Origin of the sequence: uncultured Turicibacter sp. (assembly GCF_938044715.1) — a bacterium.
Lineage (GTDB): Bacteria > Bacillota_I > Bacilli_A > MOL361 > Turicibacteraceae > Turicibacter > Turicibacter sanguinis.
In genome coordinates, this window is the sequence record NZ_CALIOS010000079.1 from 1 (window position 1) to 15,279 (window position 15,279).

Annotated in this window: 12 protein-coding genes; all 12 read left to right on the forward strand. The window is 34.2% G+C overall.

The window, feature by feature from the left end; genetic code table 11:
- Window positions 1–301 precede the first annotated feature (301 nt).
- Entirely contained in the window at window positions 302–1,912 is a 1,611-nt protein-coding gene (locus QWC74_RS08370) for a CTP synthase (protein WP_006783645.1), read from the forward strand.
- A gap of 8 nt (window positions 1,913–1,920) precedes the next feature.
- A complete protein-coding gene (locus QWC74_RS08375) occupies window positions 1,921–2,373 on the forward strand; it encodes a hypothetical protein (RefSeq protein ID WP_006783646.1) in 453 nt (150 codons plus the stop codon).
- Window positions 2,374–2,459: 86 nt separating this feature from the next.
- Window positions 2,460–4,517, forward strand: a complete 2,058-nt coding sequence (locus tag QWC74_RS08380) for a GGDEF domain-containing protein (RefSeq protein ID WP_006783647.1) — start codon at window positions 2,460–2,462, stop codon at window positions 4,515–4,517.
- Window positions 4,518–4,714: 197 nt separating this feature from the next.
- Entirely contained in the window at window positions 4,715–6,127 is a 1,413-nt protein-coding gene (locus QWC74_RS08385) for an NAD(P)/FAD-dependent oxidoreductase (RefSeq protein WP_006783648.1), read from the forward strand.
- 19 nt (window positions 6,128–6,146) lie between these two features.
- On the forward strand, window positions 6,147–7,430 hold the full coding sequence (locus QWC74_RS08390) for an adenylosuccinate synthase (RefSeq protein ID WP_006783649.1): 1,284 nt from the start codon (window positions 6,147–6,149) through the stop codon (window positions 7,428–7,430).
- Window positions 7,431–7,797: 367 nt separating this feature from the next.
- Entirely contained in the window at window positions 7,798–8,076 is a 279-nt protein-coding gene (locus QWC74_RS08395; RefSeq protein WP_229040041.1) for a hypothetical protein, read from the forward strand.
- A gap of 99 nt (window positions 8,077–8,175) precedes the next feature.
- Entirely contained in the window at window positions 8,176–8,760 is a 585-nt protein-coding gene (locus tag QWC74_RS08400; protein ID WP_006783651.1) for a thioredoxin domain-containing protein, read from the forward strand.
- A 69-nt stretch (window positions 8,761–8,829) separates the two neighbouring features.
- Window positions 8,830–9,522 carry a response regulator transcription factor gene (locus QWC74_RS08405; RefSeq protein ID WP_006783652.1) on the forward strand — a complete coding sequence of 231 codons (693 nt, stop codon included), beginning with the start codon at window positions 8,830–8,832 and terminating at the stop codon, window positions 9,520–9,522.
- 10 nt (window positions 9,523–9,532) lie between these two features.
- A complete protein-coding gene (locus QWC74_RS08410) occupies window positions 9,533–10,876 on the forward strand; it encodes a cell wall metabolism sensor histidine kinase WalK (protein ID WP_006783653.1) in 1,344 nt (447 codons plus the stop codon).
- 119 nt (window positions 10,877–10,995) lie between these two features.
- Entirely contained in the window at window positions 10,996–12,288 is a 1,293-nt protein-coding gene (gene purB, locus QWC74_RS08415) for an adenylosuccinate lyase (RefSeq protein WP_009606277.1), read from the forward strand.
- A 1,530-nt stretch (window positions 12,289–13,818) separates the two neighbouring features.
- Complete coding sequence (locus tag QWC74_RS08420) at window positions 13,819–14,346, forward strand: dihydrofolate reductase family protein (RefSeq protein WP_006785882.1); 528 nt, start codon at window positions 13,819–13,821, stop codon at window positions 14,344–14,346.
- Between the two features lie 352 nt (window positions 14,347–14,698).
- A complete protein-coding gene (locus tag QWC74_RS08425; protein ID WP_006785883.1) occupies window positions 14,699–15,277 on the forward strand; it encodes a helix-turn-helix transcriptional regulator in 579 nt (192 codons plus the stop codon).
- The last annotated feature ends 2 nt before the right edge of the window (window positions 15,278–15,279 follow it).

Below are 15,279 nucleotides of genomic sequence, written 5' to 3' on the forward strand. Positions count from 1 at the left end.
TCTTCACCCGCTCCAATAGCGAATAGTGCACTCGAAAGAGTGCTTTTTTTGTGCGAAAAATCAGGAAATGAAGAACAGGGATTCAGAAGAGTAATGAAGAAAAAACATTTCTTTCAATGATCTTTACGTGAATTTTTATAGTTAGAATATATTATTATTTAGATATATTTTATTTTTAATGTTGTATTATTATTTTTTTTCTGATAATATAGTCAAGAGCCTTAAAAATAGATGCATAGCTCTCCACTAGTGGAGGGCTTATTTTTTTTATGTAGGAAATTGAGTACAGGAGGATTTTAATATGACAAAATATATATTTGTTACAGGAGGAGTTGTTTCATCTTTAGGAAAAGGAATTACGGCATCTTCTCTTGGGCGTTTATTAAAAAATAGAGGTTTAAAAGTTTTTATGCAAAAATTTGATCCGTATATTAATGTTGATCCAGGAACTATGAGTCCATACCAACATGGTGAAGTATTTGTAACGGATGATGGAGCGGAGACTGATTTAGATTTAGGTCATTATGAGCGTTTTATTGATGAAAATTTATCACAAAACTCAAATATTACTACAGGGCGTGTTTATTCAAACGTAATTGAAAAGGAGCGCCGTGGTGAGTATTTAGGAGCAACTGTGCAAGTAATTCCACATATTACTAATGAAATTAAGTCTAAGCTACTTGCTGCAGCACAGGATAGTGGTGCAGATGTTATTATTACTGAGATTGGTGGAACAGTTGGTGATATTGAATCTTTACCTTTTTTAGAGGCTATTAGACAAGCCCGTAAAGATTTTGGATATCATAATACTTTATATATTCATAATACTCTAGTACCTTTCTTAAAGGTTGCAGGTGAAATTAAAACTAAGCCAACGCAACATAGTGTAAAAGAATTATTATCTTTAGGAATTCAACCTGATGTGATTGTTTTACGTACAGAAGTTGATATTGAAGATCATGTTAAAGAGAAGATTTCTTCATTCTGTAATGTTCCTAAGGAAGCTGTTGTACAGTGTATTGATGCAGAAATTTTATATGAAGTGCCAATGCACTTAAAGGCTCAAGGGTTAGATGATTATGTTTGTAAACATTTCGGAATCGAGGTTCCTGAGGCTGATATGTCTGAATGGGAAGAGTTAATTAATGTTGTGCGTTATTTAGAAGGCGATGTAAATATCGCGTTAGTTGGTAAATATGTAGCATTGCCAGATGCTTATTTATCAGTGGTTGAGGCGTTAAAACATGCCGGATATCATTATGGTAAGAAGGTTAAGATTAAATGGGTAGATTCTGAGAAAGTGACTGAGGAGTCTGTTGCTGAAATCTTTGCTGATGTTGATGGTATTTTAGTTCCTGGTGGATTTGGAAATCGCGGTGTTGAAGGTAAGATTTTAGCATGTCAGTTTGCTCGTGAAAATAATGTACCTTATTTCGGAATTTGTTTAGGGATGCAAATTGCTGCAATTGAGTATGCTCGTCATGTTGCTAAATTAGAAGGAGCTAATTCGACTGAGTTTGATGAGAAAGCTGCTTATGCTTTATTTGATTATTTACCAGATCAATATGAAGGGATTGAGATGGGAGGTACTTTACGTTTAGGGTTATATGATTGTAGAGTAACTGAAGGGACTAAGGCATTTGAGGCTTATCAGTCTGTAAATGTTAAGGAGCGTCACCGTCATCGTTATGAGTTTAATAATCAGTATAAGGCTATTTTAGAGGATGCTGGGTTAGTGTTCTCTGGTATTAATCCTCAAACTGGGTTAGTTGAGATTATTGAGATTCCTGAACATCGTTGGTTTGTTGCTGGACAATTCCATCCGGAATTCTTATCTCGTCCTCAACGTCCACAACCTTTATTCCGTGAGTTTATTAATGCGGCAATTACTTATAGTAATGAACAAAAATAGGTGATATGATGTCTGAGTTTAGCATTAAACCCAATGTAGTTAGTATTGCTAGATCGAAAAGAAAGTTTATTTATTTTGGAATTTTACTTTTAATTGTTAATTTTTATTTTGTTGCCCAGTATGTAAGGTTGATGTTAGATGAGCAGTCTTTTGGATATTATTTATTTGTTCTTGCGTTAGTAAATTTACCTATCTTTGTGGTATCTATTGTTTTGCTATTAGTTCCTACGATTCATAAGCATTATTATTGTGGGGTTTCTTATGTGTTTAAGGAGAATGCTCTAGTTATTCCAAATTGTGTGATTAATAGTTCTGATATTAGTGCTTTTGAGGATGTTGAATTTATTAGAGGTTTTTATAGGTTTTATATTTATTCTTTGGATAAATGCTATGATTTACATGGCATTTGTGAAGAAGATTTAGTGAAAATTAAAGAGTGGTTGGAAAAAAAGAAGGGATAATACCTTCTTTTTTTCATTAGGTCTTGTTGTACTGTATGGAAAATTTTATAATATAATTAAAACGTATTCATAATAGGGGTTATGAGATGAAGAAGGTTATTGTTTTATTTGTTTTGTTATTCTTGGGTTGTATGGATGTTCTAGCAACTGATGTGGTAACATCAGTGAGTTTGTCTGAAAATGAAGAAATTTGGTTGGAAAATTCTACTCAAATTAAATATATTATAGGATATCCAGCTTCGATTACACCTTTGAATTATTCGTATTTTTCTAGTTCTTTAAAGGGTGTGGTGACTGATATTTCCCAGGAATTTAATGTAGCCACGGATAAGTATTTGTATTCGGTACCTGTGACTGAGGTGAAGCAGAATAGGGATGTTATTGATTTTGGAATTGTGGATGTGATGATTTCGGGTAGGTTAGATGATTACGGGAATTTATTTTATAGTAGTCCGATTCATGAGTTTGAGTATACTTTTTTTGTAAATTCATCTAGTGATATAAAGAGTTTAGACGAAATAACGGGGAAAAGGGTCGGGGTTGTTTATAATGATTCTAATATTGGAAAGTATTTAGATTCCTTTGTGGAGTATCCGAATTATATTAGATTGTATGAGGCGCTTGATATGGGTGAGGTTGATTGTATTTTTGTGCCAGGTGATTTGTTTATGTATCAGAGTGCAGTGAATGAGTTGCGTGAGGTGAAGGTGTCTGAGTATAGTGGTTCAGCTTGGTATTTTGTTTCGGATAAACGCAATTTAATTTCGATTTTGAATAAGGTCATGGCACGAATGCAGACGGTTGAGGAGTATGCGGATACATTTATGAATCATCAAAATTCACTGAATAGTAAGTTGTATGATATTGATAAGAAGACGCATGAGTGGTTGTTTTATGATAAGCCTATGATGCGAGTTGGTGTTTATGATGTAGCTCCGTTTATGTATCAAAATGGTGAGTCTGTTGGTGGTTTGCTTGATTATATTGTGAAGCAGATCAAGACGAATTTTGGTATGGAGTTTGAGTTTGTTTTTGGTGAGTATGAGGAGTTAAAGGGTTTATATGATAGTGGTGAGATTGATATTTTACCCGTTTTTAATTTTGATTTTGTTAGTGATGGATATGATGTTTATCAAGGACAGCTTAATGCATATGCGAATTACGATCAGTTGTTGATTCACGATGAAATTAGTAAGAATAGCTCTGTTAAGATTGGGAGTATTTTAGGTCCGATTGTTTATAGTCAGGGTTTTTTGAATTTTAATCATTTAAATTCAAGGGGATTTGTCATTGATAGTACGCTTACTCATTTAATTGAGTCGTTGGATCATGAGATTCAATATTTGGTGATGGATCCTGTTTATTTGGATTATTTTGAGCAGTATGAGTTGTATCAAAAAGGGAAAATGGGCAAATATACGTTTTCTTTATTAGTGCAGGATGATCCATTTTATAAGAATTTATTTGATGCGATTAGCAAGCGCGATTTTTTAGATGATAAGTATTCAACTTTGTTAGCGACTGAGATGTATTTGTATGAGATGTCAAAGCTTCGTGATAACCTTTATTCGATGCAGCAACAACGGCTTCTTTTATTGGGGGTTTTTATTGTAACGATGGGTGTTATTGGTGTGTTATATCGTCAAAGGTATATGGATAAGAAGACGGAGTATTTGAAGTATACAGATTATGCAACAGGTCTTTTAAATCGAGTGGGATATGAAAATGAGATGAATAAGGTTTTGAAGAGGCGTCAACACTTTGCTTTTATCATTTTTGATATTGATTATTTTAAATCGATTAATGATACGTATGGCCATTTGATTGGAGACAAGGTAATTGAGCATGTGGCCTATACGATTAAGAGTTGTACAAGAAAAGGTGATATTATTTGTCGATTAGGTGGAGATGAGTTTGTACTTTGTCTGATGATGGATGATATTGCTAAGGTTTGTACGGTTTTAGAGGCTATTCAAGAGGAGATGTTTGATTATAGTGAGGATTTAAAGGTTACAGCTTCAATTGGTGTTACAATATATGAAGGTCAGGATTGTGGGATGGAGATGTTATATCATGAGGCAGACCAGGCTCTTTATAAAAGTAAGAAGAATGGTCGCAATCAATTTAATATTTTTTCAAAGTAGGGGTTGTGTTGATAGAGTTTTTTGGTATAATGTAAATGTTAAATCCTATTTTCAAAGGTGACTTAAAAATGAAGATGACTAATTTGGAAACTAAATTGATAAATTTAATATATATTTTAAACGTATAGCACTCTATGTTCGCATAGAGTGCTTTTTGTTTGGTATATACCAGATTAGTTAGAAGGAGAGCTGAGAAATTGATGAGTAAGTATGATGTGGTTATTGTTGGTGCAGGGCCTGCAGGAATTTTTGCAGCGTATGAGTTATCTAAGAAAAATGAAAATTTAAAAGTAGCATTAGTCGATAAAGGATTAGATATTTACAAGAGAAGATGTCCAATTCTTGAACATAAAATTAAGAAATGTCCAGTGATTAAGGATCATGTGGGATGTATGCCAGCTTGTTCAATTACGAATGGGTTTGGTGGAGCAGGTGCTTATTCAGATGGAAAGTTTAATATTACACATGAGTTTGGTGGATGGATGACAGATTATTTATCAAATTCAGTGGTTGAAGATTTAATTGATTATGTGGATGGAATTAACTTAGAGCATGGGGCAACGACTGATATTACGGATCCAACGACTGATAAAGTACGTGAGATTGAGAAGCGTGGTTATGCAGTTGGACTGAAGCTATTACGTGCGAAGGTTCGTCATTTAGGAACTGAACAAAACTTAGAAATTTTAAAGAGTATTTATGAGGAATTGAAGGATCGCGTAGATTATCACTTCAAGACCGAAGTTAAAGAGGTTTTAACTGAGGATGGGGAAGTAAAAGGTGTGTTATTAGCCAATGGTGAAGTGATGGAAACGAAATATGTTTTCCTAGCCCCTGGTCGTGATGGATCTGTGTGGTTAAAAGATGTGATGAATAGTCAAGGAATTCCAATGAAGAATTTACAGGTGGATATTGGGGTTCGTGTTGAGACATCTGATATTGTTATGCAAGAGATTAATGAGCATTTGTATGAAGGAAAGTTTATGTATCGTACGAGTGTTGGAACGGTAGTTCGTACGTTCTGTTCAAATCCTTCAGGACATGTTGTAGTTGAAAATCATTCGGGAACGATGTTGGCAAATGGACATGCGTATAAGGATCCAAAGCTTGGAAGTAAGAATACGAACTTTGCTTTATTAGTATCACATACGTTTGAAGAGCCGTTTGATCAACCAAATGAGTTTGCACATGAGGTATCTCATTTAGCAAATAAATTGTCAAATGGATCGATTATTGTTCAAAAATATGGTGATATTTTAAGAGGGCGTCGTACGACTGAGAAACGTTTGAAAGAAGGATTTGTTGATCCAACGTTAAAAGAAGCTGTACCAGGTGACTTAGGATTAGTTCTTCCATATAACACAATGAAGTCATTGATTGAGATGACTGAGGCGTTAGATCATGTAACACCAGGGATTGCATCAGAACATACGTTATTCTACGGAGTAGAGGCAAAGTTCTACTCAGCACGTCCTGAGATTAATGATAAATTTGAAACAAAGGTTAAAGGATTATTCGTTGGTGGAGATGGCGCTGGTGTAACGCGTGGTCTTGCACAAGCTGGAGCAAGTGGTGTTTGGGTAGCTCGTCAAATTTTAGAACGTTATTAATTGAAAGGTGGATATTAAAATGACAAAGACAGTAGTAGTTGTAGGAACTCAATGGGGAGATGAAGGTAAAGGAAAGATTACAGATTATTTAGCACAACGTGCTGATATTGTAGCTCGTTATCAAGGTGGTAATAATGCAGGACATACGATTGAATTTAACGGACAACAGTTTAAGTTACGTTTAATTCCTTCTGGAATTTTTAGTGCTGAGAAAGTTATTTTAGGAAATGGGATGGTTATTAATCCTGAGGCATTACTTGAAGAAATCGCGTATCTAAATGAAGGTGGAGTTTCAACTAATCATATTCGTATTTCTAATAGAGCACATGTGATTTTCCCTTATCATATTGAGTTAGATGGTCTTCAAGAAGAGTTAAAAGGTGATCGTAAGGTTGGAACAACGAAGCGTGGAATCGGACCTTGCTATACAGATAAGTATGCACGTTGTGGAATTCGTATTGGAGATTTAATGGATAAGGAGTTATTTGCTGAGCTTTTACTTGAGCAAGTAACGGCTAAGAATGAGATTTTAGCGAAGTACGGTAAGCCAACATTCTCATTTGAAGAGATTTATACAAAATATTGTGAGTATGCTGAGGTTATTCGTCCTTATGTGACAGATACTTCTTATGAGTTAGATGAGGCGTTAACTGAAGGTAAAAAAGTTTTATTTGAAGGGGCTCAAGGGGTTATGCTTGATGTGGATCATGGAACTTATCCATTTGTTACGTCTTCAAACCCATCAGCTGGAGCAGTTACAACTGGTTTAGGAGTTGGACCTACTAAGATTGATGAAGTTATTGGGGTTGTTAAGGCTTATTCAACTCGTGTTGGAGAAGGTGCATTCCCATCTGAGTTACATTGTGAGATTGGAGCACGTATTCGTGAAATCGGACGTGAGTATGGAACGGTAACTGGTCGTCCTCGTCGTATTGGATGGTTTGATAGTGTAGTTGTTTCTCATACTCGTCGTGTAAGTGGATTAACTGGAATCTCAGTTAACTTATTAGATGTTTTATCAGGTTTAGATACATTAAAAATTTGTACGGCTTATGAGTTAGATGGACAAGTAATCAAATATGTTCCATCAACAATTCGTGAGTTTGAACGCTGTGTACCAGTTTATGAAGAGATGCCAGGATGGCAAGAAGATATTACTGGAGTAACATCATTTGAAGAGTTACCAGTAGCAGCTCAAAATTATTTACGACGTATTGAAGAATTAGTTGGAGCACCAATTGCAATCTTCAGTGTTGGTCCAGACCGTGAACAAACAATCTTAATGAAAGAATTATTAGTCTAACTCGGTGCTTTGCATCGTTAGTTAGACTATATGTCGCAATAAGCGGCGATATCTAGTTAAGTGATAGCAACGAAAGTTGCGAGTAATTAGGGATATGGTTAGAGTTAGAAGTTTGAAGGCATATTCGTTCTAGACATCGCAACAAGCGGTGATATCCTTTCAAGTGATAATTCGTAGCGGGAATTTAGTTATTCGTGGGGAAGCGAATAATTGATGGTACCGGATTATCAGTAATATGTGAGAAATAGAAAATCAAAGTGGGGACTTTTGATATATGAGAAGCAACGTCGTTTTTGAGACGTTGCTTTTTTTTGGAAATATTGTACAATGGTAGTACATGAAAGTTATAGAAGGGATGAATACGTGGATGAATAAGTGGTATTATATTATTTTTATTGTTTGTCTTTATTTTTTTAATGAGGCTTTCAATCAGTATATTGTGATGCATGGTTTGATTCAAGGATTGATTGTGGGGTTAGTTATTGCGTTTTTATGTAAGTTCATTTTTAATATGGTGACGAAGACGATTGTATTTGTGGCGGTTGTTTGTGCATTAATTGCATTTTTAGTTTCGGCAGGTTATATTGAGTTACCAATGGGACTTCAGGAGTTATTTAATTTTGGGATGTTGTTTACTTTGAAATAATTGGTTTTTACATATATTTCACATTTTTTTCAAATATAAGAGGGAGTTTTAAGTTATAATAAATTTAGATATTACTAGATTATATAAGGAGTAATAGTCATGAAGAAGATTTTAATTGCTTTAGTTGCAGTTGTTATTATAGCAGTTGGCGTTAATATGTTTTTTCCTAGTGTCAATTCGATTACTGATTTTAAACATATTAATTATACAGAGGCCTTTGATCAGAAGGATTCTGAGTATTATGTGTACTTTTATCAGGAGACTTGTGGTTTATGTCAGCAGTTTGGTCCTGAACTAGTAGCAGCTCATAATGATGAGAATGTTCCTGTTTATGTGGTTGATATGGCAGCTGATGAAAACTTAGATGCTTGGTATGATTGGGAGGCCCATGATTTAGATTATACAAAAGTCATTGGTAAGATGGAAAATGGTGTTGAAGTTTTAAATGAGGGTGAGAGTCGTGCTCTTTATCCTTCAAATGAAGGATGGACGATTTCAACTAATCAAAGTAATGAGATTGTAGCATATAATAGTCATGCTAATAATAATGTGACTCCACAATCTGCACAACAACTTGAGATTTCAGGAACACCAACTTTATTAAAAGTTAAAGATGGTCAGTTTGCAGGATATGGAGAAGGTATCACTGAAGATCGTGCCTTACTAGCAACTTATGGACAATAAAAGATAAAAAATCTTGCTTTATTGAAGCAAGATTTTTTAAAAGGTTAATACTATAATGAGGTGAAATAGATGAAACACGTATTCGTAATTGATGATGATGCAAATATTAGACAATTAATTTTAAGATATTTAGAGAAGGAAGGATATAAGGTAACAGCTTTTAAGAATGCTGAGCATGTTTTTGAGGCATTTAATATGCTACAACCCGATGCACTCGTACTTGATATTATGATGCCAGGTACGATGGATGGGCTTGATTTATGTAAGAAGATTCGTACTGTAAGCCAAGTTCCAATTATTTTCGTTTCGGCAAAAGATGAGGCGGTGGATCGTATTATTGGTCTTGAGCTTGGAGCAGATGATTATTTATCGAAACCTTTTAGCCCACGTGAGTTATTAGTGCGTTTAAAAATTATTTTTAGACGTATTGAACCGGTGATGGTGAGTGACCACGAGACGACGACTTATCAAATTAAGGATTTAAAGATTGATGACTCTAAACGTGTTTGTTCAGTTAAGGATAAGGAGTTATCTTTAACGAATAATGAGTATATGTTGTTAGCTTATTTAGTTAAAAATAAGAATATTTCGTTTACTCGTGAGAATTTAATTCAGAATATTTGGGGTTATGACTATGTCGGAGAATCTCGAATGATTGATGATTTAGTTAAACGTTTAAGAAAGAAATTAAAGTCTTTCGATGCACAAGTTGAAATTACAACGGTTTGGGGTTATGGATATCGCATTGATGATAATTTTTAGGAGATAGCTTATGAGACTTGATCGAAAGTTGTTTTGGAGTTATATCATTATTATTTTGATTGCGATTATGACATCATTTACGTTGTTTACGGTGTCATCGAATCAATTTTTGACGTATCGAATTACATATGATATGGAGAAAGAGTTAGATGTTATTGCAAAGAATTTAAAGGATAATGAATCTCCATATTGGCCGATAGGTGGATTGATTCGTAATAATTTAATGAAGCTTGTTCAATCGAATATCATTATTATTCAAAATGATTCTTTGACTTATTGGGATAATGATGAGGTGATTCAAGATTTAAATGCACATGAAGGTGATGTTAATTATTTAAATCGTAATTATGTCACAGTTTCTGGTGAGGTTAATGTTGGGCCTTATTCTTATGATATTATTTTGTTAAGTGAGAAGAGTATGATTACGGCACTTAATCAAATGAATTTAAGTATTTTATTTATTACGTCTTTAGTGAGTATGTTGATTGCTGGATTCTTTGGGATCTATGTTCAGAATAATATTTCAAGACCGATTCATTTGTTAAGAAATAAAGTTCGCGGATTTCAGGAGAGTCTTGAAGCACCTGAGGTGACAATTTTTACGGGTGATGAGATTCAAGAGCTTGATGAAGATTTAGTTCATATGGCGGAATCGATTGTTAAAAATGATCGAAAACGTAAGGCGTTCTTTGAGAATACATCGCATGAGTTAAAGACGCCTCTGATGAATATTAAAGGGTATGCTGAAGGACTAAAGGATGGAATTTTCTCGATTGATGAGGCCGCTGAAGTCATTCAACAAGAGAGTGATGCACTTCGAACTCTCGTTGAGTCTATTTTATATTTATCGAAGCTTGAGGATGCAACACATGATCGTTATCAGTTTCAGCTTGTTGATGTGAATGCTTTTTTAGATGGTTTTCATCAGAAGATGTCGAGTATTGTGGCGGATAAGAATCTTCAGTTTTCATTGGAGCTAGATAAGCCGGTTGAAGTTAAGATTGATGATGATAAGATGATTCGTGCTTTATCTAATATTATTACGAATGCGATTCGCTATGCGAAATCGAAGATTGTGATTGAAACTATTGTTGAGGGTTCTACGATTGAGATTCGTTTGTTTAATGATGGGCCTCAAATTGATCAGAAAGATTTACCTTATTTATTTGATCGATTTTATAAGGGGGATCAAGGTCAGTCAGGACTTGGGCTTGCCATTGTTAAAACGATTATTTTAGCTCATAACGGGACAGTTGAGGCTTTAAATGTCGAAAATGGTGTTTGTATGAGTGTTAAGTTACCATGTATAGTACCTCCACAAAAGAAAAAAACACATGAACATAAGAAGGGCTAAATCGTATTTGATTTAGCTCTTTTTTATTAAATTATGAAAGAAAAAATTTATCTTTCATTGTGACTTTGGAAAAATTCAGTTAAAATAAAAGGGTAAGTAGAAAAGGAGAGGTGCGGCATATGATCGAACGTTATTCACGCCCTGAAATGGCGGCTATTTGGACAGAACAAAATAAATTTGAGTCTTATTTAAAAGTTGAGATTTTAGCATGTGAAGCTTGGGCTCATTTAGGACACATTCCAATGGAGGATGTTGAAAAGCTATGGAAAAATGCTTCATTTGATTTAAATCGTATTTATGAAATTGAACAAGAAACTCGTCATGATGTTGTAGCTTTTACACGTGCGGTGAGTGAAACTTGTGGTGAAGAAAAAAAATGGGTACACTATGGCTTAACATCAACTGATGTTGTTGATACTGCAAACGGATATTTATTAAAACAAGCAAATGATATTTTAAGAGCAGATATTCAACGTTTTATTGATGTTTTAGCAGAGAAAGCTAAAAAATATAAACATACTGTGCAAATGGGACGTACTCACGGTGTTCATGCTGAGATTACGACGTTTGGTTTAAAATTAGCATTATGGTATGAAGAGATGAAACGTAACCAGGCTCGTTTTGAACAAGCGGCTCGTGAAGTTGAAGCGGGTAAAATTTCAGGGGCAGTTGGAACTCATGCGAATATTCCTTTCTTCGTACAAGATTATACGTGCGAAAAGTTAGGAATACAGTCAGCAAAAATTTCTACTCAAACTCTTCAACGTGATCGTCACGCTGCTTATATGTCTGCGATTGCATTAGTGGGAGCTTCTATTGAGAAAATGGGAGTTGAAATCCGTCATTTGCAACGTACGGAGGTTCGTGAAGCAGAAGAGTTCTTCCGCAAAGGACAAAAAGGATCTTCAGCAATGCCACATAAACGTAACCCAATTGGTTCAGAAAATATGGCTGGATGTGCTCGTGTGTTACGCGGATACATGGTAACAGCTTATGAAAATATTCCACTTTGGCACGAACGTGATATTTCACATTCATCTGCTGAACGTATTATTTTACCAGATGCAACGATGTTACTTGATTATATGTTAAATCGTTTTACAAATATTATTGATAACTTAACTGTTTATGAAGAAAATATGTTAGAAAACATTAATAAAACTCACGGAGTTATTTTCTCTCAACGTGTAATGTTAAAACTAATCGAAAAAGGATTTGCTCGTGAAAAAGCATATGACTTAGTACAACCTAAAGCGATGCAAGCATGGGAAGAACGACAATCATTCCGTACATTACTTGAGGCTGATGAAACAGTATGCCAGTATTTAGACGCGGCAGACTTAGACGACTGCTTCGACCACACATACCACCTAAAATCAGTAGACGGAATCTTTGAACGATTAGGATTATAATATAAAAGGGTGAATCGAGCGTTTAAAAGCTCGTAAAAGTCGTAGCAAATGCTTTTGCCTCAAGAATTGAGGCAAAGGTCGTTTGGACTTTATAGAGATTTTGCTCGAAACTAGATTACATAAAAGGCTGAGATGAACGTTTAACTCCGAACAAAAGTGCTTAACCACCAAAGTGCTTGAAAAGCACAAGTGGGGTAAAACTTTATGGAGGAGTTGTTCATCGAGGCTAGATTTATTATAAGGTAAAGAGAGGTGTTTAACACACGAAGAAAGTGATGAGAGTCCGATGTGTCGATAAACACGGGTGATTATCGAACTTTACCAGTGTTTTGCATCTCGCAGCTGGATTGTAATCTGACGCAAAATTATAGTTTTTCTCTTAACTGAAATGACTAAAATTCTAGATTTTAATTGCTTAAAAATTAGTCAATCATCTGCTGTTTGAATTTTATAACATCTTTATCTGATACCTTATAAAAAAAGTTCGGCCAAAACTTTTCTATGAGGAAAAATTGAATTGTGGATAACTTTTTGTGTTAAATGTGTAGTTAACAACTAGGATAAATGAGGAATCCTAGTTGTTACCTTTGTTTTAATTTGACATTGTGAAAGTATTTTGCTATGATTATTTTGAGATCAGTAATGGAGTGGCGTGATTCGGCAGCCCACTATATAAAAAAAATAAAGAGTCGAAAAAAAAGATGTGTTTGTCGCATCTTTTTTATTTTTGTCGAATAATCTTTTTTTGATTGAGCATATTATAATTAGGAGTCAAAGTGGCCTATATCGACTAACCCACTGTAATAATTATGTCGATCGTAGAGTGGCGTCTAGATAGCCCACTATAAATAGAAATATCTAAAAGGTTTGACAAGTGTGTCGGACTTCTTGGCTCTGAACGGTTATGAAAGTGACTTATTATAGAAGAGTGCTTCTATGATAGGTCATTTTCTTTTATTTTAAGTATAGTTTTTTGGTTAATTGGAGATATTATAAATGTGGAGTCAAAGTGGTCTTCCTAATCTTCCCACTGTAATAAACAAGATTAGCTTTGGCGTGGCGCATCAGATAGCCCACTGTAAAAAAGTAAGTATCTGAATAAGATATTTGTATCTTATCGACTTCACATCGGGTGTCTTGTTATAGAAAAGTATTTCTATGATAAGACACTTTTTATTTGATTAGAGTATAATATTTAAATTTTTGAAGACACTATGATTGTGGAGTTGAAGTGGTGTTGTCGATAATCCCACTCTAATAATAAGAATCGACCGTTGCGTGGCGTTTGTGGATTTACCACGATAAACAGCTAAAATCTGAAAAAGTTTTTTGATGACAGTTATTAAACTTTTAAACTCCCAAAATAAAATGACTTGTTATAGAAAGTAAATTCTATGGCAAGTCATTTTTTATTAGATCCACGTTTTCTTAATTTCTATAAATAGCTCAAAAAGTAGATGATTTGAACCTGACATAAAATATCGGTTATTATAGGTTATAGTGAAGGTAGTAGAAGGTGAGGATTAATAGATGTCTGGAAAAATAGTATTAAATTTAGCCATTAGTTTAGATGGATACATTGCAGATGAAAATGGTGGTTTTGAATGGATTGTTGGGGATGGAAACTCTGCACTCAATACTGATTTAAAATGGGATTATAAGAAGTTTTTAGAAGAGATTGATATCGTCGTTATGGGAAAAAATTGTTATAATCAAGGATTTCATAAAGATTTTAAAGATAAACCTATCTATGTTGCCACTTCGCAAGATATAACGGATTATGATTATTATCATTTTATAAATGGAGATGTATGTACGCCGATTGTAAATTTAAGAAATGAAGGTAAAAATATCTTCTTATTCGGTGGAGGAGTTTTGGTTGATCATTTTTTAAAAGCCGATATCATAGATGAGTATATAATAGGGATTATTCCAACTATTTTAGGTAAAGGAAGACCTTTGTTTCTTGGAAATAATCCTAAGATAGACTTAAGTTTGCAATACTATACTGTTGAAGATGGCATCGTTATTATGAAATATTCTAAGAGAGAGAAGTAAAAACTGAGTTAACTAAGGTATAAAAAAAGTAGATGTGGATAACATAATAGTGTGAGGTCAAAAGTGGTCTTCGCTTACTTTCCCACATCAAAAAGAAGATGAGCCTCCGCGTGGTGAATCAGATGCTCCACTGTAAAAAAATAATAGTCTGAATAAGATAATTATATCTTATCGACTTCACATCTAAGTGTCTTGTTGTAGAAAAGTGTTTCTACTATAAGGCACTTTTTTTATCTATTTAAATCATTAATAATGGTCATGCTACGGTAAGTAGCGGTTATGTTATATTATTTTGTTAGCCATTTTATATTTAGCATAGTATGATGTGTTCATTATTTAGACAGGAGGTAAGATGACGATGACATTAGGAGAAAAAATAAAAAAATATCGCCAAGCGGGAGGATTATCACAGGAACAATTATCTGAAAAATTAAGTGTTTCAAGACAAGCAGTTACGAAGTGGGAGTCTGATAAAGGAATACCGGATATTCATAATTTGCAGGCAATCGCAAAATTATTTAATGTGAGCTTAGATTCTTTGTTAGCTATGGATGAGAAAATTGGTTCAATTGTTCTAAAGGAAGAGATTGATATTGAGAAGTACAAAAAAACAGGAAAAGCTCGTTCTAAATATGATATGGTGGTAAAAGAAAAGTATCCAAAGGCAATGGTTATTTATCCACTTATACGAAGAAAAAAATTAAATAAGATGGAAGCTATGATTGATTTTTTAACGGAACCTGGCGTTTTAGAAATGGTGGATTCGTTAAATGATATGAGTGCCTACTATTTAGTGGAGCAGAATGGTCAACAATTTTTAGTCAATGTTACGAAGACCTATATTGAAGGACGCAGATTAAAACAGAAATTTGAAGGAAAGAAATGTGTTATTGAAAAGAATATATTTATAAAACTTAATTATACATTATAAAA

Excerpts from the sequence above, each read along its gene's own strand:
- QWC74_RS08395 (WP_229040041.1), top strand. The coding sequence starts at position 7,798 with ATGAATAAGTGGTATTATATTATTTTTATTGTTTGTCTTTATTTTTTT.
- QWC74_RS08405 (WP_006783652.1), top strand. The coding sequence starts at position 8,830 with ATGAAACACGTATTCGTAATTGATGATGATGCAAATATTAGACAATTA.
- purB (WP_009606277.1), top strand. The coding sequence starts at position 10,996 with ATGATCGAACGTTATTCACGCCCTGAAATGGCGGCTATTTGGACAGAA.
- QWC74_RS08410 (WP_006783653.1), top strand. The coding sequence starts at position 9,533 with ATGAGACTTGATCGAAAGTTGTTTTGGAGTTATATCATTATTATTTTG.
- QWC74_RS08390 (WP_006783649.1), top strand. The coding sequence starts at position 6,147 with ATGACAAAGACAGTAGTAGTTGTAGGAACTCAATGGGGAGATGAAGGT.
- QWC74_RS08375 (WP_006783646.1), top strand. The coding sequence starts at position 1,921 with ATGTCTGAGTTTAGCATTAAACCCAATGTAGTTAGTATTGCTAGATCG.
- QWC74_RS08380 (WP_006783647.1), top strand. The coding sequence starts at position 2,460 with ATGAAGAAGGTTATTGTTTTATTTGTTTTGTTATTCTTGGGTTGTATG.
- QWC74_RS08425 (WP_006785883.1), top strand. The coding sequence starts at position 14,699 with ATGACGATGACATTAGGAGAAAAAATAAAAAAATATCGCCAAGCGGGA.
- QWC74_RS08420 (WP_006785882.1), top strand. The coding sequence starts at position 13,819 with ATGTCTGGAAAAATAGTATTAAATTTAGCCATTAGTTTAGATGGATAC.
- QWC74_RS08400 (WP_006783651.1), top strand. The coding sequence starts at position 8,176 with ATGAAGAAGATTTTAATTGCTTTAGTTGCAGTTGTTATTATAGCAGTT.
- QWC74_RS08370 (WP_006783645.1), top strand. The coding sequence starts at position 302 with ATGACAAAATATATATTTGTTACAGGAGGAGTTGTTTCATCTTTAGGA.